General features: G+C 33.1%; 18 protein-coding genes and 2 other annotated features (1 of these 20 only partly in view). Of the genes, 17 read left to right on the forward strand and 1 reads right to left on the reverse strand.

Annotated elements, in window-relative coordinates; translation table 11 throughout:
* The first annotated feature begins 158 nt into the window (after nt 1-158).
* The 17 genes from ACY191_RS07945 (at nt 159) to ACY191_RS08025 (ending at nt 17,689) form a co-directional block, all read left to right on the forward strand.
* Nucleotides 159-1,646 (forward strand): amino acid permease, encoded by a 1,488-nt coding sequence (locus tag ACY191_RS07945; protein ID WP_042738457.1) that lies wholly within the window; start codon nt 159-161, stop codon nt 1,644-1,646.
* A gap of 62 nt (nt 1,647-1,708) precedes the next feature.
* Nucleotides 1,709-1,836 (forward strand) — a sequence feature (ribosomal protein L20 leader region).
* Between the two features lie 23 nt (nt 1,837-1,859).
* On the forward strand, nt 1,860-2,387 hold the full coding sequence (gene infC / locus ACY191_RS07950) for a translation initiation factor IF-3 (RefSeq protein WP_042739018.1): 528 nt from the start codon (nt 1,860-1,862) through the stop codon (nt 2,385-2,387).
* 27 nt (nt 2,388-2,414) lie between these two features.
* Nucleotides 2,415-2,615 carry a 50S ribosomal protein L35 gene (gene rpmI, locus ACY191_RS07955; RefSeq protein ID WP_042738458.1) on the forward strand — a complete coding sequence of 67 codons (201 nt, stop codon included), beginning with the start codon at nt 2,415-2,417 and terminating at the stop codon, nt 2,613-2,615.
* A gap of 60 nt (nt 2,616-2,675) precedes the next feature.
* The gene (gene rplT / locus ACY191_RS07960; protein WP_042738459.1) at nt 2,676-3,032 is read left to right on the forward strand and encodes a 50S ribosomal protein L20; all 357 of its coding nucleotides are present in this window, start codon (nt 2,676-2,678) and stop codon (nt 3,030-3,032) included.
* Nucleotides 3,033-3,188: 156 nt separating this feature from the next.
* A complete protein-coding gene (locus ACY191_RS07965) occupies nt 3,189-3,800 on the forward strand; it encodes an NUDIX domain-containing protein (RefSeq protein WP_042738460.1) in 612 nt (203 codons plus the stop codon).
* A gap of 12 nt (nt 3,801-3,812) precedes the next feature.
* Nucleotides 3,813-4,736, forward strand: coding sequence for a hypothetical protein (locus ACY191_RS07970; RefSeq protein ID WP_042738461.1), 924 nt, complete (start codon nt 3,813-3,815; stop codon nt 4,734-4,736).
* 176 nt (nt 4,737-4,912) lie between these two features.
* Entirely contained in the window at nt 4,913-6,223 is a 1,311-nt protein-coding gene (gene tig, locus ACY191_RS07975) for a trigger factor (RefSeq protein ID WP_229367274.1), read from the forward strand.
* A 184-nt stretch (nt 6,224-6,407) separates the two neighbouring features.
* Nucleotides 6,408-7,670, forward strand: coding sequence for an ATP-dependent Clp protease ATP-binding subunit ClpX (clpX, locus tag ACY191_RS07980; RefSeq protein WP_042738463.1), 1,263 nt, complete (start codon nt 6,408-6,410; stop codon nt 7,668-7,670).
* 210 nt (nt 7,671-7,880) lie between these two features.
* On the forward strand, nt 7,881-8,468 hold the full coding sequence (gene yihA / locus ACY191_RS07985; protein ID WP_042738464.1) for a ribosome biogenesis GTP-binding protein YihA/YsxC: 588 nt from the start codon (nt 7,881-7,883) through the stop codon (nt 8,466-8,468).
* A gap of 171 nt (nt 8,469-8,639) precedes the next feature.
* Nucleotides 8,640-9,971 (forward strand): glutamyl-tRNA reductase, encoded by a 1,332-nt coding sequence (hemA, locus tag ACY191_RS07990; RefSeq protein WP_042738465.1) that lies wholly within the window; start codon nt 8,640-8,642, stop codon nt 9,969-9,971.
* 21 nt (nt 9,972-9,992) lie between these two features.
* Nucleotides 9,993-10,814 (forward strand): cytochrome C assembly family protein, encoded by an 822-nt coding sequence (locus tag ACY191_RS07995; RefSeq protein WP_042738466.1) that lies wholly within the window; start codon nt 9,993-9,995, stop codon nt 10,812-10,814.
* 65 nt (nt 10,815-10,879) lie between these two features.
* A complete protein-coding gene (gene hemC / locus ACY191_RS08000; RefSeq protein ID WP_042738467.1) occupies nt 10,880-11,806 on the forward strand; it encodes a hydroxymethylbilane synthase in 927 nt (308 codons plus the stop codon).
* Nucleotides 11,807-11,825: 19 nt separating this feature from the next.
* Nucleotides 11,826-12,512: a uroporphyrinogen-III synthase gene (locus tag ACY191_RS08005; protein WP_042738468.1), complete on the forward strand. Its 687-nt coding sequence runs from the start codon at nt 11,826-11,828 to the stop codon at nt 12,510-12,512.
* Nucleotides 12,502-13,479, forward strand: a complete 978-nt coding sequence (gene hemB / locus ACY191_RS08010; protein WP_463269999.1) for a porphobilinogen synthase — start codon at nt 12,502-12,504, stop codon at nt 13,477-13,479. The genes ACY191_RS08005 and hemB overlap by 11 nt, the downstream gene beginning before the upstream one ends.
* A gap of 13 nt (nt 13,480-13,492) precedes the next feature.
* A complete protein-coding gene (hemL, locus tag ACY191_RS08015) occupies nt 13,493-14,776 on the forward strand; it encodes a glutamate-1-semialdehyde 2,1-aminomutase (protein ID WP_042738470.1) in 1,284 nt (427 codons plus the stop codon).
* 90 nt (nt 14,777-14,866) lie between these two features.
* On the forward strand, nt 14,867-15,943 hold the full coding sequence (locus ACY191_RS08020) for an AbrB family transcriptional regulator (protein ID WP_042738471.1): 1,077 nt from the start codon (nt 14,867-14,869) through the stop codon (nt 15,941-15,943).
* 351 nt (nt 15,944-16,294) lie between these two features.
* On the forward strand, nt 16,295-17,689 hold the full coding sequence (locus tag ACY191_RS08025) for an MFS transporter (protein ID WP_042738472.1): 1,395 nt from the start codon (nt 16,295-16,297) through the stop codon (nt 17,687-17,689).
* Nucleotides 17,690-17,819: 130 nt separating this feature from the next.
* On the opposite strand, the gene ACY191_RS08030 is transcribed toward ACY191_RS08025, so the two are convergent.
* The gene (locus ACY191_RS08030) at nt 17,820-18,380 is read right to left on the reverse strand and encodes a DNA-3-methyladenine glycosylase I (protein WP_042738473.1); all 561 of its coding nucleotides are present in this window, start codon (nt 18,378-18,380) and stop codon (nt 17,820-17,822) included.
* A 59-nt stretch (nt 18,381-18,439) separates the two neighbouring features.
* Nucleotides 18,440-18,563 (forward strand) — a binding site (T-box leader) (it continues 117 nt past the right edge of the window).

Here is an 18,563-nt window from a genome sequence, read left to right on the forward strand (position 1 = left end):
AGGCGTAAAACTATAAAGCATATGCTTCGGGAAAGAGCAAAATTATAGTGACTACTGATGTGGATAATCATAAGCTGTCAGTATGAGACAAACTATAAAGACACTGGCTAAAACATATAGAAAGTTAACCTCTAAGTTTACAAAGAAAGGAAGCTTCTATGGCAAAACAAAATAATCAGAATGATGGTATACAAAGGGGACTTAAAGACCGTCATATTTCAATGATAGCAATTGGAGGTTGTATCGGAACTGGGTTATTTATGACTTCAGGTGGTGCAATCCATGACGCTGGAGCTCTAGGTGCATTGCTCGCCTACGCTATAATCGGTGCAATGGTATTCTTCTTAATGACATCACTAGGTGAAATGGCTACTTATTTACCGGTATCTGGTTCATTTAGTACATATGCAACAAGATTTGTAGATCCTTCATTAGGATTTGCATTAGGATGGAACTATTGGTTTAACTGGGTAATAACAGTAGCGGCAGATGTTACAATAGCTGCACAAGTTATACAATATTGGAGTCCTTTAGCAGGCATTCCAGCGTGGTTGTGGAGTTGTTTATTCTTAATAATTATCTTTGGTTTAAATGCTTTATCAGTTCGAGTTTATGGAGAAAGTGAATATTGGTTTGCTTTGATTAAAGTCGTAACAGTTATTATCTTTATTGCGATTGGATTGTTAACGATTGTAGGTATCATGGGTGGCGAATTTGTTGGCTTTGATACATTTACAAAAGGAAATGGACCAATCTTAGGTGATGGTATTGGTGGAAGCTTATTATCTATATTAGGTGTATTCTTAGTTGCCGGATTCTCATTCCAAGGAACAGAATTGATTGGTATTACTGCAGGTGAATCTGAAAATCCAGAGCGTGCAGTACCTAAAGCGATAAAACAAGTATTCTGGAGAATATTATTATTTTACATCTTAGCGATATTTGTTATCGGTATGTTAATTCCATATGATAGCTCTGCGTTAATGGGTGGAGATGATAGTGTAGCTACATCACCATTTACATTAGTCTTTAAAAATGCTGGTTTAGCATTTGCAGCGTCATTTATGAATGCTGTCATCCTTACCTCAGTATTATCTGCAGGTAATTCTGGAATGTATGCATCAACACGTATGTTATATTCAATGAGTAAAGATAAACTAGCCTTTCCAATTTTTGGTAAAACTAACAAATACGGTGTACCGTATATTTCATTATTCGTAACTGCATTAATTGTAATCGGTATTTTCTTATTACAACATGTAAGTGGAGATGCTTATCAATATATCGTTGCAGCTAGTGGTATGACCGGTTTTATTGCATGGGTAGGTATTGCGATAAGCCACTATAGATTTAGAAAGGCATTTAACAAGCAAAATTATGATAAATCTAAGCTTAAATATACTGCTAAACTATTCCCATTTGGACCTATTTTTGCCGGTATATTATGTGTGATTGTTATCATTGGTCAAGACGTTGATTTCATCAAAACAGGTGACTTTGATTTAAATCGCTTTGTCATTACTTATATGGGAATACCAGTATTCTTAGTGTTCTTTATCTATCATAAATTACGCTATAAAACGAAGAAGATTCCTTTAGAACAAGTTGACTTGCGTCAAGATGTAAAAATGGATGAAATAAAATAATTTAATAAAACTGTTGACTTAGCCAATTAATGTTGATATGATAGGTAACGTTGAATACGAAACGAACCAAGAAGAAGCTCCCGCTTCTCACCTGTAGCGACGCTAATTGCAGTTGGCAGGTCTATATATACATGGATTGTCATGTGTAGAGAAGAGCGGGTATGTTATGTACTCGCTCTTTTTGCTTGGGATAATTTCGTAAAAATCTTGGAGGTGTCAACCATAGCAAAAGATCAAACTCAAGTTAACGAAAAGATTCGCGCAAAAGAATTACGTTTAATTGGCCAAGATGGAGAACAAATTGGCGTTAAAACGAAAAACGAAGCCCTTGAAATGGCTGATCGTGTTGGTTTAGATGTAGTCTTAATGGCTCCAAACGCTAAACCACCTGTTGCTAGAATTATGGATTACGGTAAGTATAAATTCGAACAACAGAAAAAAGAAAAAGAAATGAAGAAGAAACAAAAAACAATTAATCTTAAAGAAATTCGTTTGAGTCCAACAATTGAGGAACATGATTTCCAAACAAAATTGAAAAATGGTCGCAAATTTTTATCTAAAGGCGATAAATGTAAAGTTTCAATTCGTTTCAGAGGTCGTGCGATTACGCACAAAGAAATTGGTCAACGTGTTTTAGAGAAATTTGCAGATGAATGTAAAGATATCGCAACAGTTGAACAAAGACCAAAAATGGACGGGCGTCAAATGTTTATTACGCTTAGCCCATTAAACGAAAAATAATAAAGATATTACAGGAGGAAATGAATCATGCCTAAAATGAAAACACACCGTGGAGCAGCTAAACGTGTTAAAAGAACTGGTTCAGGTAAATTAAAACGTTCAAGAGCTTTCACATCTCACTTATTCGCAAACAAATCTACTAAGCAAAAACGTAAATTACGTAAAGCTTCATTAGTACACAAATCAGACATGAAACGTGTAAAACAATTATTATCTTATAAAAAATAATTGACGCAAAAAGTCAGAAGAACATATTAAGTACGAAGATATTTAGAGGAGGAATTTATTATGCCACGAGTTAAAGGTGGAACAGTAACAAGAGCTCGTCGTAAAAAGACGATTAAATTAGCTAAAGGTTACTTCGGTGCAAAACGCACATTATATAAAGTAGCAAAACAACAAGTAATGAAATCAGGTCAATATTCATTCCGTGACCGTCGTCAAAGAAAACGTGATTTCCGTAAATTATGGATTACTCGTATCAATGCGGCTGCACGTCAACATGACATGAGCTATTCAAGATTAATGAATGGTTTGAAAAAAGCTGAAATCGATGTTAACCGTAAAATGCTTTCTGAAATTGCTATTTCAGATGAAAAAGCTTTCGGTGAATTAGTAGCTAAAGCTAAAGAAGCTTTAAAATAATATTTCAAAATAAAGAGATGTACACCTTTGTACATCTCTTTATTTTATATTTATACTTAAAAGATGGTACATATATGTTGTGTTTAATAAACATTTTGATATATAGCGTTATCATTTGATAAAATGGCTGTAAAGTCAGATTCAAAGGAGTAAATTATGTCTAAGTTTGATGAAATGATAACAGTAGTACCAAGATCTACATTATTTAATGAAGAAAAAAATAAATTTAATGGTTTCTTGGATAAAAATTCAGTGAAAGGTCAAGAAATATTTGATACTTTGACTAAATATGAAGTGAAACGTCGCGGAGATATGGAGGAGGACCCTACATATAAACAACTCATTTCATATTGTATTTTGGAAAATGAGCGTGATGAAATTTTAGTTTACGAACGTTTGTCAGGTGGCGGTGAAGCTAGATTACACGGACAATCATCGATTGGTGTTGGTGGCCATATGAATGATGTTAAAGGTGCAGACTCAATTAATGAAGTGTTAAGAGTTAACGCACAAAGAGAACTAGAAGAAGAAGTTGGATTATCTGCTCAAAAATCTCAAAACTTAGCCTACATTGGCTTTATTAATGATGATACTAATGAAGTTGGAGAAGTACATATGGGCGTTGTGTTTAAAATTAATGTCAATAGTAGTGATGTTGAGGCAAAAGAGACCGATACTTTAAGAATAAAGTGGATGGATCAAGCAAAAATTGACAATTATGATGATTTTGAAACATGGAGTGCTTTAATATTACAAGCATTAAAGTAGAGGTGTATGGCTATGTCTGATATTATCCCTTTTCCGCAATCACAAAAAAAGTTAACACGAGACATCAAAGAATCTTTACACAATGGTCATTTCGATCATGCGTATGAATTGTTTGAGGATTATGAAAGACAATTTGAACTTGATGACGCTTTGGCATTATTGAAATGTTCCATGCTATATCAAATGAAACATTATTTAGAATTACGTGAAGAGGCTATCATTTTATTAAAGCAAGGCATAACAAAGTACGATGAATTAATGGTCTATTATATTAAAAGTTTAAGTGGTTTAGGACAATATTTTGAAGTGGTCGAAGTCATTGACCAAATTATTGATGAGGTCAATGATCATAGAACACGTATGGAGTTGTACCCTTTAAAGGAATATGCTCTCAGTCAACTAGAACAACATAATGAACGTGCGTCACAACAACTACAACAATTTGACGTATTGTCTGTGAGAGAACAGGTCAATACAGTGTTAACTTTAATAGATCATAATCAATATAATTATAAAAAAACGGTGGCAAATCTTATAGAAGCGTTACCGTTAGCACCTAATGTGATAAGCATTATGCTTGAATATTTACGTTTTGCAAGTTACAGTGAGCCAGTACAAATTAAGAAGTACGGGTTTGATTTATTACCGATTCCTAAAGATTTAGCAGGACTGGACCATACAGACATAAAGATACAAGTTATACCAGAAGTGCTCAATCGTTTAGAAGATGACGCTGCACAAATAACAGATGAAGCACATCACTTAATGAATAATCATGCGATTTTATTATACCCACTTGATATTCTTGAGTTTGCACCACTAGCAGTTTGGATAGAAGCATATGTAAACTATTTCAAATCGATGTTGGGGCTAGAGGAAATAGATGAATCAAACGAAGTTACCAAATTACTTGTATCCATCGATATACAGGAATAATTTAATTAAGTTTGTGTAATTTGGGTAAGTAAATATGGTAGTATTAAAAAATCGAATTAATTAAAATTTCAACATGCCAATTGTTTTGTATGTTCCGTGTTTGTGTAGAACATTGACGTATGCTATAATAATGGAGTTGAAAAAATAAAATAGGATAATCATGGAGGTTTTTATACATGACAGCAACTTGGGAAAAAAAGGAAGGTAACGAAGGTGTATTATCCGTTACAGTTCCAGCAGAAAAAGTAGACAATGCAATTGATAAGGCTTTTAAAAAAGTAGTTAAACAAATTAATGTACCTGGTTTCCGTAAAGGTAAAGTACCACGTCCAATCTTTGAACAACGCTTTGGCGTAGAAGCATTATATCAAGATGCAGTTGATATCTTATTACCAGAAGCTTACGGTGAAGCAATTGATGAAACTGGCATTAAACCAGTTGATCAACCTGAAATCAATGTTACTTCAATTGAAAAAGGTAAAGACATGACTTTCGAAGCTACTGTAGTAGTTGAGCCTGAAGTACAATTAGGTGACTACAAAGGATTAGAAATCGAAAAACAAAGTTCTGAATTAACAGACGAAGAAGTTCAAGAGTCTATCGATCACCAATTAGGCCACTTAGCTGAAATGGTCGTTAAAGAAGATGGTGCTGTTGAAGAAGGCGATACAGTAAACATCGACTTTGATGGTTATGTTGACGGTGAACAATTCGAAGGTGGACAAGCTGACGGTTACGATTTAGAAATCGGTTCAGGTTCATTTATCCCAGGATTCGAAGAACAATTAGTAGGTGTTAAAGCTGGTGAAGAGAAAGATGTAAACGTTACTTTCCCAGAAGAATATCACGCTGAAGAATTAGCTGGTAAAGAAGCTACATTCAAAACTAAAGTAAATGAAATTAAATTTAAAGATGTTCCAGAATTGACTGATGAAATTGCTAATGAGTTAGATGCTGAAGCGAACACAGTTGACGAGTACAAAGAAAATTTACGTAAACGTTTAGCTGAACAAAAAGCAACTGAAGCAGAAAATGCTCAAAAAGAAGAAGCGATTAACAAAGCTTCAAACAATGCAACAATCGATATTCCAGAAGCGATGATTAATACAGAATTAGATCGCATGGTTCAAGAATTTGGTCAACGTATGCAACAACAAGGTTTAAATCTTGAAACATACTTCCAAATCTCTGGTCAAGATGAATCACAATTAAGAGAACAAATGAAAGACGATGCTGAAGAGCGCGTTAAGACAAACTTAACATTAACAGCAATCGCTGATGCAGAAGAGGTTGAAGTAACTGATGCTGACATCGATAAAGAATTAGAAAAAATGAGTGAACAATTTAATATCTCAGTAGAAGATATTAAACAAACACTTGGTAGCACAGACATCGTTAAGAATGACGTGCGTATCCAAAAAGTTATCGATTTATTAGTTGATGAAGCAAAGTTAGTAGAACCATCTAAAGATGACACTGAAGCATAACTAAATATAAACTAAGCAAATTGTTTTGTGAATTATATGTTAGTTGTTTAATATAGTAATCCAGTAGCAGATGCATTCATTAATGTATCTGCTACAGTACTTTATGCAAAAAACTTGGAATTGTATAAGTTGCATATTAAAATACTATTTAGTATAGTCTTTAGGGAATAGGGGTGTAAATAGAATGTTTAAATTCAATGAAGGTGAAGAGAATTTAAAATGCTCTTTCTGTGGTAAAGATCAAGATCAAGTGAAAAAATTAGTCGCAGGAAGTGGCGTATATATATGTAATGAATGTATCGAGCTATGTTCTGAAATTGTAGAAGAAGAATTAGCTCAAGCTGAACCAGAAGGTTTAACTGAATTGCCAACACCTAAAGAAATTATGGATCAATTAAACGATTATGTTATTGGTCAAGAAAAGGCTAAGAAATCATTAGCAGTTGCAGTATATAATCATTACAAACGTATTCAACAGTTAGGTCCGAAAGATGATGAAGTTGAATTACAAAAGAGTAACGTTGCATTAATTGGACCTACTGGTAGTGGTAAAACGTTATTAGCACAAACGTTAGCTAAAACTTTAAATGTACCATTTGCTATTGCAGATGCTACAAGTCTGACTGAAGCAGGTTATGTTGGTGACGATGTAGAGAACATCTTACTACGATTAATACAAGCAGCGGACTTTGATGTAGATAAAGCTGAAAAAGGTATTATTTATGTCGATGAAATTGATAAAATAGCTAGAAAATCAGAAAACACATCTATTACTAGAGATGTTTCTGGTGAAGGTGTACAACAAGCATTGCTTAAAATCTTGGAAGGAACAACTGCTAGCGTTCCGCCACAAGGTGGACGTAAACATCCTAACCAAGAATTGATTCAAATTGATACGACGAATATTTTATTCGTACTTGGTGGCGCTTTTGATGGAATCGATGAAGTAATCAAACGTAGATTAGGCGAAAAGGTCATTGGTTTCTCAAGTAGTGAGGCATCTAAATACGATGAAGATGCAATTTTAGAACAAATTAGACCAGAAGACTTACAATCATATGGTCTAATACCAGAATTTATTGGTCGTGTGCCAATTGTGGCTAACTTAGAAACATTAGATGTAGATGCGTTAAATAATATTTTAACGCAACCTAAGAATGCATTAGTTAAACAATATACGAAGATGTTAGAATTAGATGATGTTGAGTTAGAATTTACTGAAGCAGCTCTAGCAGCAATCAGTAAGAAAGCAATTGAACGTAAGACTGGTGCTCGTGGTTTACGTTCTATTATCGAAGAAGCATTAATTGATATTATGTATGATGTACCTTCATCTGAAGGCGTTGCTAAGGTTGTAATCACTGATGAAACAATCACTGAAGAAAAAGAACCTGAGCTATATGATAAAGATGGTAATCTTATTAATAAAGAACAAACATCAGCTTAAATAGTGTTTATGTAAAGTCCTAAGTTGTTATCATATCAACTTAGGACTTTTTTTGTTTTATTGATTTGAAAGTCATTTGTATATATCGTGTTGCAAATTTAAAATTATTTTTAAGCTACAAATTACAAGGCCAGTAAATAGTCGTATTCATATAAGCAAAACTGTAATATAATAGAACAGTCAAATTAGTAGAAAAGAGGGTCGACAAAAATGAAGATAAATCCTAATGAAATAGAATTATTAATCAGCGCAGTAAAACCTGAACAATATCCAGAAACGGGTCTTACAGAAGTGGCGTTAAGTGGAAGATCTAACGTTGGTAAATCTACATTTATTAACAGTATGATAGGTAGAAAAAATATGGCACGTACCTCCCAACAACCTGGAAAAACTCAAACTTTAAATTTTTATAATATCGATAATCAACTTGTATTCGTCGATGTACCAGGATACGGTTATGCCAAAGTGAGCAAGAAACAACGTGAATCATTTGGTAAAATGATTGAACGCTATATTTCAGAAAGAGAATCTTTAAAGTTGGTCATACAACTTGTTGATTTAAGACATAACCCAACTGAAGATGATATCTTAATGTATAATTATCTTAAATATTATGAATTACCGACATTAATCGTTGCGACAAAGGAAGATAAAATTCCAAAGGGTAAAGTACAAAAACATTTAGCAAATATACAGCAAAAGTTAGAAATGGAACCAGAAGACGATATAATTAGTTATTCATCTGTGAAAAATAATAAGCAACAACAAATTTGGGATAAGATAGCACGTTATTTATAATCATTTAAAACTGTAATCAATTTAGATACGAAATTGTCTAATTTCGACTAAATTATGACAACAATTTGAATGTAAATTATAATTCTTCTAATTTAGTTAAGCAACATGCTTAACTACAGCAATAATTGTGTTATAATTTAGTTATTGTAATATGTATGGAGGGCGTTATAAATGCATTTAATTGCGGTAAGCATTAATCATCGTACAGCAGATGTAGCACTTAGAGAAAAAGTTGCTTTCAAAGATGATGCCATACGTTCAGCCAATGTTGATTTATTTGAGACAAAATCTATTTTAGAGAATGTTATTTTATCAACATGTAATCGTACAGAAGTATATGCAGTCGTAGATCAAATTCATACGGGTCGTTACTATATTCAACGCTTTTTAGCACGATCATTTGGATTTGATGTCGAAGAAATAAAGGAAATGACAGAAGTAAACGTGGGGGACGAAGCAGTAAATCATTTATTGCATGTCACTTCTGGTCTAGATTCTATTGTACTTGGTGAGACTCAAATTCTAGGACAAATAAGAGATGCATTCTTTATTGCCCAAGATGAAGAAACAACAGGTACGATTTTTAATCATCTTTTTAAACAAGCTATTACTTTTGCGAAAAAAGCACATAACGAAACTGATATAGCAGATAATGCAGTAAGTGTTTCTTATGCAGCAGTTGAACTTAGTAAGAAAGTATTTGGCAAAATCAACAATAAGCAAGCTTTAATCATTGGTGCAGGGGAAATGAGTGAGTTATCACTTCTAAATTTAATTGGTTCAGGAGTTACTGATATTACGATTGTGAATAGAACACTAAGTAAAGCACAAGATCTTGCAACGAAACATAATGTAAACTTTGAACCAATGTCATCATTACCAAAACTTTTAGCTAAAGTTGATATCGTTATTAGTTCTACTAGCTCTGAGAATTATATCATCACAAATGAAATGATACAGTCTATTGCGAATGAACGAAAAACTGACTCTTTAGTACTTATCGATATCGCAGTACCAAGAGACATTGAGCCAAACATAGATGCCATTCAAAGTATCTTTAATTATGATGTTGATGATTTGAAAGGATTAGTAGATGCTAATTTAAGAGAACGTCAAGATGCAGCTAACGAGATAATGCAACGTATACCATCTGAAATAGCTGCTCATAATGAATGGGTTAATATGTTAGGTGTTGTACCAGTTATTAGAGCTTTACGTGAGAAAGCAATGAATATTCAAGCTGAAACCATGGAAAGTATAGATAGAAAGTTACCAGGTCTTTCAGAGAGAGAACGTAAAGTCATCTCGAAGCATACAAAAAGCATCATCAATCAAATGTTAAAGGATCCAATTAAACAAGCTAAAGAATTGAGTAGTGATAGAAAAGGCAACGAAAAATTAGAGCTGTTTCAAAACATTTTTGACATAGAAGCTGAGGCTGGTTACGAACCACGTAAGAAAAAGAGTGAAGTGACTAATAGTCAAATTCTAAGTTTTGAATAAGCATATTCAAATGGTGATGATATGCAAGAAACTTTATTTATTAGGTTAAATGAACTTATATTAGTATTTTATTTAATCAGTATTGCTTGTTATTTTATCGACTTTGTTAAGAAACATTACATCGTAAGTAAAGTGGGGTTCGTTACTTTGGGGATTGTTTGGGTATTACAGACAATCTCTTTATCTTTTTATATAAACGCAACCCAACATGTCCCGTTAAATAATATTTTTGATGTGTTATTTGCACTTGCTTGGTTAATCATTTCTATATCTATTGTCATCAGTGTGATAAAGCAAATTAATATATCGATTTTCTTATTTAATTTAATAGGATTTGTATTTATTGCAGTAAATACGTTCCAACCTATGCACTATCAAAGTTCAATTGGTCAAACGACTGTGATTAATGAACTGTTAGTCGTGCACATTGCATTGGCAACGATGAGTTATGCACTTTTTGCCTTTGCTTTTGTAAATTGTATTTTATATTTCATTCAATATAAAAATTTAAAGCAAAAGCGTTTTAACCAAAAGTATTTTAGAATAGCGAGTGTAGCAACTTTAGAACAAGTTGTTTTTTATAGTACATTAATAGGATTTTCGCTTATTATTTTAAGTATCATTTTAGGTGCACAATGGGGCTTTAACACGCTAGGTGTAAAGATATTAATTGATCCAAAGGTATTTTTATCTACGATTATAACCTTATTATATGGTGTTTATTTACTTTTTAGGGTAAGAAAAAAGATAGAGTCAATTAAACTCATTTACTTTAATGCAATATTATTCTGTCTAAGTATGATTAATTTATTTTTTGCTTCACATTTTTCAAGTATACATTAAATATCGAATTATATAAGCTATTCATGATTTAATGACATACAGTCATTGACACAAGGAGGCACATCATGCGTAAACTAGTCGTTGGTTCTCGTAGGAGTAAACTTGCTTTAACACAAAGCCAACAATTTATAGATAAATTAAAGGCCATTGATGAAAATTTAGAAATTGAAATCAAAGAAATCGTTACTAAAGGTGACCGAATTATCGATAAACAATTATCGAAGGTTGGCGGTAAAGGTTTATTCGTTAAGGAAATTCAAAATGAATTATTCGATCATTCAATAGATATGGCAATTCATTCACTTAAGGACGTTCCAAGTGTTATTCCTGAGGGCTTAACATTGGGGTGTATTCCAGACCGTGAAAATCCATACGATGCCTATATAGCAAAAAATCATGTTCCATTAGATGAGTTACCTGATAATAGTATTGTAGGAACGAGCTCATTAAGAAGAGGTGCGCAAATTCTAGCTAAGCATCCTAATTTACAAATAAAATGGATACGTGGAAATATCGACACACGTCTTAAGAAATTAGAAACAGAAGATTATGACGCCATTATTTTAGCAGCAGCAGGACTTAAACGTATGGGTTGGTCAGATGATATTGTAACTTCTTATCTAGACGAAGATACTTTGATTCCCGCAATAGGCCAAGGTGCATTAGGTATTGAATGTCGATCAGATGATCAAGAGTTACTTGATTTATTACAACAAGTACACAATGCAGATGTTGCAGATTGTGTTACTGCAGAGCGTACATTCTTAGCAGGAATGAATGGAAGTTGCCAAGTGCCAATTGGTGGTTATGCTACTAAAGGTTCTGATGGTTTGATTGAATTCACAGGATTAATTATGTCACCAGATGGTAAGACACGTTATCAACATACAGAACAAGGTACAAATCCTGTAGAATTAGGTGAAAAGGTAACAGATGTATTGAATGCACAAGGTGCATATGAAATAATTAAGACATTAAACGAATCTGAATAAATCGTTTGAGGTGAAATCAATGAGACCAGTTATAGTTATGACACAAACTAGTAAATTTAAGAGAGAGGATGTATGTATACTACACAAACCATTAATTGATGTAGCGCCATTATCCTTTGATACTGAATTACTAGAAGTTAACTATGACTGGCTTATTTTTTCGTCTAAAAAAGCAGTGGAGTACTTTTTACCATATTTTACACAAACACACGTTAGCCATGTTGCAGTAATTGGTAAAAAGACTGCAGAATATTGCCAATCTAAAGGGATTCAAGTTGATTATTGCCCTAAAGATTATTCACAAGAAGGTTTTATTCAAGACTTCCAAGGTGAAAAACATAGTAAAATATTAATTCCTTCTAGCCAAGCTGCTAGGCCATACTTACAATATGCATTAGAAGATCAATCATTTTCAGTTCAGAAAATTGACTTATATCAGCCTATTCCACATACTGAAAATATAAATAATGTTATACAGCTTTTATCAAATAATGCAGTTGATGCAATTACATTTGCGAGCTCATCAGCAGTAGAATTTTTCTTTAATCAAGCCGGTGATATCGACTTTAATCATTATTATGTAATTGGAGATCAAACATTAGCAACAATTAATAAATTTGATATTCAAGCTACAAAAGCCAATATACAAACACTAGATTCACTAGTAAATAAAATCTTAGAAAGTTGGAAAGATAATGCAATTTGATAGACACAGAAGATTACGTAGTAGTAAGTCAATGAGAGATATCGTTCGTGAAACACACGTTCATAAAGAGGATTTAATATATCCGATATTTGTAGTAGAAAGAGATAACGTTAAGGAAGAAATCGTCTCAATGCCTGGTGTATATCAATTGAGCTTAAATTTAGTAGAAGAAGAAATTAAAGAAGCATATGAATTAGGTATTAGAGCCATTATGTTCTTTGGTGTACCCAATGAAAAGGACCATGTAGGTACAGGTGCATATGACCATAACGGAATTGTCCAAGAAGCAACACGCAAGGCTAAATCATTATATAGTGATTTACTTGTAGTAGCTGATACATGTCTATGTGAGTATACAGATCATGGTCACTGTGGTGTAATCAATGAACAGACAAAAGATGTGGATAATGATAAATCATTACCATTATTAGTGAAGACAGCAATTTCTCAAGTTGAAGCGGGCGCAGATATTATTGCACCAAGTAATATGATGGATGGATTTGTTGCTGCGATTTGTGAAGGATTAGATGCTGCTGGTTATCAAAATGTACCAATCATGAGTTATGGTATTAAATATGCATCAAGTTTCTTTGGACCATTTAGAGATGCTGCGGAATCAACACCACAATTCGGAGATCGTAAGACATATCAAATGGACCCAGCGAACCGAAGAGAGGCTATGCGAGAGCTTGAGAGTGATTTAGCTGAAGGTGCTGATATGATGATTGTCAAACCGGCATTAAGCTTTTTAGATATTATAAGAGACGTTAGAAATACAACGAATATTCCAGTAGTAGCTTACAATGTAAGTGGTGAATATAGTATGACGAAAGCTGCTGCATTAAACGGTTGGATAGATGAAAAGGCTGTCGTTATGGAACAAATGATTTCTATGAAACGTGCAGGTGCAGATATGATTGTCACTTACTTCTCAAAAGATATTTGTCGTTATCTAGACGAACAATAAGGAGGATAAATTAATGAGGTATACGAATTCTGAACAGGCGATGCAAAAAGCTGAAACATTGATGCCAGGTGGTGTCAATAGTCCAGTTAGAGCTTTCAAATCAGTAGATACACCAGCAATATTTATGGATCATGGTAAAGGATCAAAAATTTATGATATTGATGGAAATGAATATATAGATTATGTCTTAAGTTGGGGACCGCTTATTCTAGGTCACCAAAATAAACAAGTGATTGATAGTATTCATCAAGTGGTAGATAAAGGTACTAGTTTTGGTGCTTCAACATTACAAGAGAACAAACTAGCTGAGCTCGTTATCGAACGTGTTCCTTCTATTGAAAAGGTAAGAATGGTGTCATCAGGCACAGAAGCAACATTAGATACTTTACGTTTAGCACGTGGATATACTGGACGAAATAAAATTGTTAAATTTATAGGCTGTTATCATGGGCACAGTGATTCTTTATTAATCAAAGCTGGTTCAGGTGTGGCGACCTTAGGTTTACCTGATTCACCTGGTGTACCTGAAGGTATTGCAAAGAATACAATAACTGTACCTTATAATGATTTAGATGCAATTAAAGTGGCTTTTGAAGAGTTTGGTGACGATATTGCAGGCGTGATTGTGGAACCTGTTGCTGGAAATATGGGTGTTGTACCACCAGTAGAAGGTTTCTTACAAGGATTAAGAGATATCACGACTGAATATGGTTCTTTATTGATTTTTGACGAAGTCATGACAGGCTTTAGAGTTGGATATAACTGTGCACAAGGTTACTTTAATGTTACTCCGGACCTAACTTGTCTTGGTAAAGTAATAGGTGGCGGATTGCCAGTTGGTGCATTCGGTGGTAAAGCAGAAATAATGGATCAAATTGCGCCACTTGGTGATATTTATCAAGCTGGTACGCTTTCAGGTAATCCATTAGCGATGACAAGTGGCTATGAGACATTAAGTCAACTTACACCAGAATCATATGATTACTTCAATGAACTAGGAGATATACTGGAAACAGGTTTAAAAGAAGTATTCAGTAAACATAATGTACCTATCACAGTTAATCGTGCTGGTTCAATGATAGGGTATTTCTTAAACCCGGGGCCAGTGACTAACTTTGACGAAGCAAATAGTAGTGATTTAGAATTGTTTAGCCAAATGTATAGAGAAATGGCTAATGAAGGCGTATTTCTACCTCCATCACAATTTGAAGGTACATTCCTTTCAACTGCACACACCAAAGAAGATATTGAACAAACAATTAAAGCATTTGATACTGCATTAAGCAGAATTGTATAATTTTCAACAATGTGCCCGGACAACAGAAGCGTTGAACGGGCATTTTTTATTGCTTGAAATGACAAAGAAAATAACGAAAGTTGTGAAGTCATGAATAAACATTTAAGAAACAATTTAATTGTTTTGGGTTTAGCCATTATACTCAGTTTGCTATTGCATTCAGCACACATTTTACTACCGTTTATGTTTGGCCCGATTATAGCAAGTGTAATCTGTATCAGGTTCTTTCATTTAGATATCAAATGGCCATTTTGGCTTAGTCAAATTGGACTCATTCTATTAGGGGTACAAATTGGAAGCACATTTACTAAGAAAGTAATTTATGATATTAAAGACGATTGGTTAACAATTGTTTTAATTACCATTATGTTATTAGTCTTAGCATTAATAATTGCATATTTCTTTAAGAAAATTGCGAAAGTTAATACCGAGACAGCCATTTTAAGTGTAATACCTGGTGCATTAAGTCAAATGCTAGTCATGGCAGAAGAAGATAAAAAAGCAAATATCATGGTTGTTAGTTTAACACAAACGTCACGTATTATATTTGTCGTTGTATTGGTCCCATTTATTTCTTATTTTTTTAGAGACAGTGGTGGACATGCAGGTGCTGTTTCTACTGCTAGTCAGAAATTAACAGAAGCATTAAACTTACCTAATATAGCTTTATTAATTGTAGCTATTGCTGTTGTTTATTACTTAATGGGTAAAATCAACTTTCCAACTAGACAGTTACTTGCCCCAATTGTAGTATTAATTATTTGGAACATGATGACTGGAATAACATTTACATTAGATAATTACATCATTGCTGCTGCGCAAGTTATTTATATGATTAGAATTGGTGTTCAAATTGCTAATTTATTAAATCAAATGAAAGGTCGTATAGCAGTAGCTATCGCTTTTCAAAATGTAATGCTTATCCTATTAGCATTCGTAATGGTTTATATTATCTCGCTAGTGTCAGATCATTCTATAAATGAGTTGTTCCTAGGTGCTGCACCAGGTGGAATGAGTCAAATTGTGTTAGTAGCTATAGAGACTGGAGCCGATGTAGCCATGATATCTAGTTATCATATCTTTAGAATATTCTTTATATTATTTTTAATTGCACCTTTATTGAAGTATTATCTGCAATATAGAGCACATTCACGTACTAAAAATTAATTAATAATAATAACTCCTAATAACCATTCATTTTGTTATTAGGAGTTTGTTTTTAATTGTGATTGTTTCATGACATTTTATAGAAAAAAATACATTTTGTATTATATAAGTTGATTACATTAAAAACAGGATACACTATTAATCTGGGTGTAAATATACTCATGATATGTTATTTTTTACCGATATAATATTCCGACTTTTCTGACTGTTAAAAAATTTTTAAACGTTTCTAACAACACGCCTCACTGTAAGTAACCGCTTACGCATTGATTTTTATTGTAAAATCAACTGTTGACGTTTAGTTGATACATGCTAAAATGACTTCTTGTAAATAAAAGGAGTGTATATGTCATGAAGTTTAACAAGCATAAAATTAACACCGTAGACATAAATCAGGCAAAGAAAAGTGTATTTGCGACTGGTATCGGTAATGCTATGGAGTGGTTTGATTTTGCTTTATATTCATATTTAGCCGTAATTATAAGTAAAAACTTTTTCAGTCAAGTTGAAAATGATGAAATTAAACTTATATTTACATTTGCCACTTTTGCGATAGCGTTCTTATTACGTCCTGTCGGTGGCATTGTATTTGGGAAAATTGGGGACAAATATGGACGAAAAGTTGTACTAACATCGACCATCATTTTAATGGCGATTTCTACATTTATCATTGGTATTTTACCTACATATGATCAAATTGGAATATGGGCACCAATTATTTTATTATTAGCTCGTATAATGCAAGGTTTTTCAGTAGGTGGAGAATATGCAGGTGCAATGGTTTATATTGCAGAATCGTCACCTGATAACAAACGTATTAGATTGGGAAGTGGATTAGAATTAGGTACTTTATCTGGTTACATTTTTGCTTCGGTATTAATCACTATTATGTTTTGGTTGATTCCATCTGAAAGTATGCAATCTTGGGGTTGGCGTATCCCATTTTTCGTAAGTATTCCAATTGGTTTATTCGGTTTATACTTAAGATCACACTTAGAAGAATCGCCAATATTTGAAAATGACTTAGCAAATCATCAAGAAGATGAACCTGGTTTCTTACAAATCATTAAAGAAAATAAACGTGACATTTTATTATGTGTAGTATTTGTTGCTTTCTTCAATATTACAAACTATATGTTACTAGGATATATGCCTTCATACTTAGATGAAATTGTCGGCATAAAAGATACAATCAGTACACCGATTACAGCAGTTGTACTAATTATTATGTTACCATTTGCTATTATGTTTGGTCGCTTAGGCGATAAGAGTGGTAACAAGAAAATTATCAGCGTTGGTTTAATTTTAGGTATTGTCTTCTCTATCATTTCGTTCCAATTTTTAAATGGCGGAAATTTAGGTTTCTTATTTATTGGTTTATTAATGATTGGAATTGTCTTATCCGTATATGAAGGAACAATGCCAGGAACATTGCCAACATTATTCTTTACAAATGTGAGATATAGAACATTATCATGGACGTTTAATATCGCCGTTTCAATATTTGGTGGAACAACACCATTAGTTGCTTCTTGGTTAGTACATGTTACAAATAATAACTTAGCACCTGCGTTTTACTTATTAGCAGTAAGTATTATTGGTTTATTGGTTGTATTGTTCTTATTTAAAGATACATCAAAACAATCATTAAAAGGTTCTTATCCAACAGTTGCTACAGAGAAAGAATTTGAAATGGCCGTAGAAAATCCAAAAGATTCACTATGGTGGAAATCAGAAGTTAAATAATCAATATAGTTAATGTTTATCAAGAATTAAGTAGAGCAGACCTGAAATTTTATTTCGGGTCTGCTCTTTATTGTATACTTATTATATTGTAGAAACGGTTGTTACGTATCTTGTTTAATAGCTAAATTGATTATAGATATTTAGGGTTATTAGGGCATGATTGTAGATGTGCATTATACAAACCCGCAGCTTCAAGAAATGAAAATACAGTGACTGGTCCTAAAAACTTAAAGCCATAACGCTTTAAATCCTTAGATAATTGTCTTGCTCTATCGTCTACAGTAATACGATCAGAACTGTGTTTGTAGTTAAAATCAATAGGTTGATGATCCACATATGACCATAAGAAATCACTGAAATTACCAAATTCATTTTCTATTTTCAAAAAACCCTTAGCTTGCTCAACAATAGCTTCTAATTTTTTACGATGGTGAACGATATTTGGAAAGTCCATAAGGTTATCTATATCTTTAGATGTCATCTTTGATACGATTACTGGATCAAAGTTATGAAAAGCAGCTTCATATGCTTCTTTTTTCTTTAAAATAGTTAGCCATGATAAACCGGCATGTTGAGATTCAAGTGCTAACAATTTGAATAATGCATGACTATCGTATAGCGGTTGTCCCCATACTTCATCATGATATTGTATGTAAATTGGATCCTTTGTGCCAAAAGCGCATTCATTCATAAATTTTCCCCCTAGTGCATTGACTTATTGCTCTATCCATTATACTATAATTAAGGAAATAAATATTGTCTTTTGGGAAGAGTAAATAGAGTTAGATTTGACAGAGAGTACACGGTAAGCTGAAAGTGTATAGTTTAACTTATTGAAGGTAGCCCACATTGAACTTTTACTGAAATACGGCGT

This window comes from Staphylococcus sp. TCBT05 (assembly GCF_055179755.1).

Bases quoted from the DNA above. Each gene is read 5' to 3' on its own strand.
- ACY191_RS07945 (WP_042738457.1), top strand. From the start codon at position 159: ATGGCAAAACAAAATAATCAGAATGATGGTATACAAAGGGGACTTAAA.
- hemB (WP_463269999.1), top strand. From the start codon at position 12,502: ATGCAATTTGATAGACACAGAAGATTACGTAGTAGTAAGTCAATGAGA.
- rpmI (WP_042738458.1), top strand. From the start codon at position 2,415: ATGCCTAAAATGAAAACACACCGTGGAGCAGCTAAACGTGTTAAAAGA.
- hemA (WP_042738465.1), top strand. From the start codon at position 8,640: ATGCATTTAATTGCGGTAAGCATTAATCATCGTACAGCAGATGTAGCA.
- tig (WP_229367274.1), top strand. From the start codon at position 4,913: ATGACAGCAACTTGGGAAAAAAAGGAAGGTAACGAAGGTGTATTATCC.
- ACY191_RS08020 (WP_042738471.1), top strand. From the start codon at position 14,867: ATGAATAAACATTTAAGAAACAATTTAATTGTTTTGGGTTTAGCCATT.
- rplT (WP_042738459.1), top strand. From the start codon at position 2,676: ATGCCACGAGTTAAAGGTGGAACAGTAACAAGAGCTCGTCGTAAAAAG.
- ACY191_RS08030 (WP_042738473.1), bottom strand. From the start codon at position 18,380: ATGAATGAATGCGCTTTTGGCACAAAGGATCCAATTTACATACAATAT.
- hemC (WP_042738467.1), top strand. From the start codon at position 10,880: ATGCGTAAACTAGTCGTTGGTTCTCGTAGGAGTAAACTTGCTTTAACA.
- ACY191_RS08005 (WP_042738468.1), top strand. From the start codon at position 11,826: ATGAGACCAGTTATAGTTATGACACAAACTAGTAAATTTAAGAGAGAG.
- yihA (WP_042738464.1), top strand. From the start codon at position 7,881: ATGAAGATAAATCCTAATGAAATAGAATTATTAATCAGCGCAGTAAAA.
- ACY191_RS08025 (WP_042738472.1), top strand. From the start codon at position 16,295: ATGAAGTTTAACAAGCATAAAATTAACACCGTAGACATAAATCAGGCA.
- ACY191_RS07995 (WP_042738466.1), top strand. From the start codon at position 9,993: ATGCAAGAAACTTTATTTATTAGGTTAAATGAACTTATATTAGTATTT.
- ACY191_RS07965 (WP_042738460.1), top strand. From the start codon at position 3,189: ATGTCTAAGTTTGATGAAATGATAACAGTAGTACCAAGATCTACATTA.
- ACY191_RS07970 (WP_042738461.1), top strand. From the start codon at position 3,813: ATGTCTGATATTATCCCTTTTCCGCAATCACAAAAAAAGTTAACACGA.
- hemL (WP_042738470.1), top strand. From the start codon at position 13,493: ATGAGGTATACGAATTCTGAACAGGCGATGCAAAAAGCTGAAACATTG.
- clpX (WP_042738463.1), top strand. From the start codon at position 6,408: ATGTTTAAATTCAATGAAGGTGAAGAGAATTTAAAATGCTCTTTCTGT.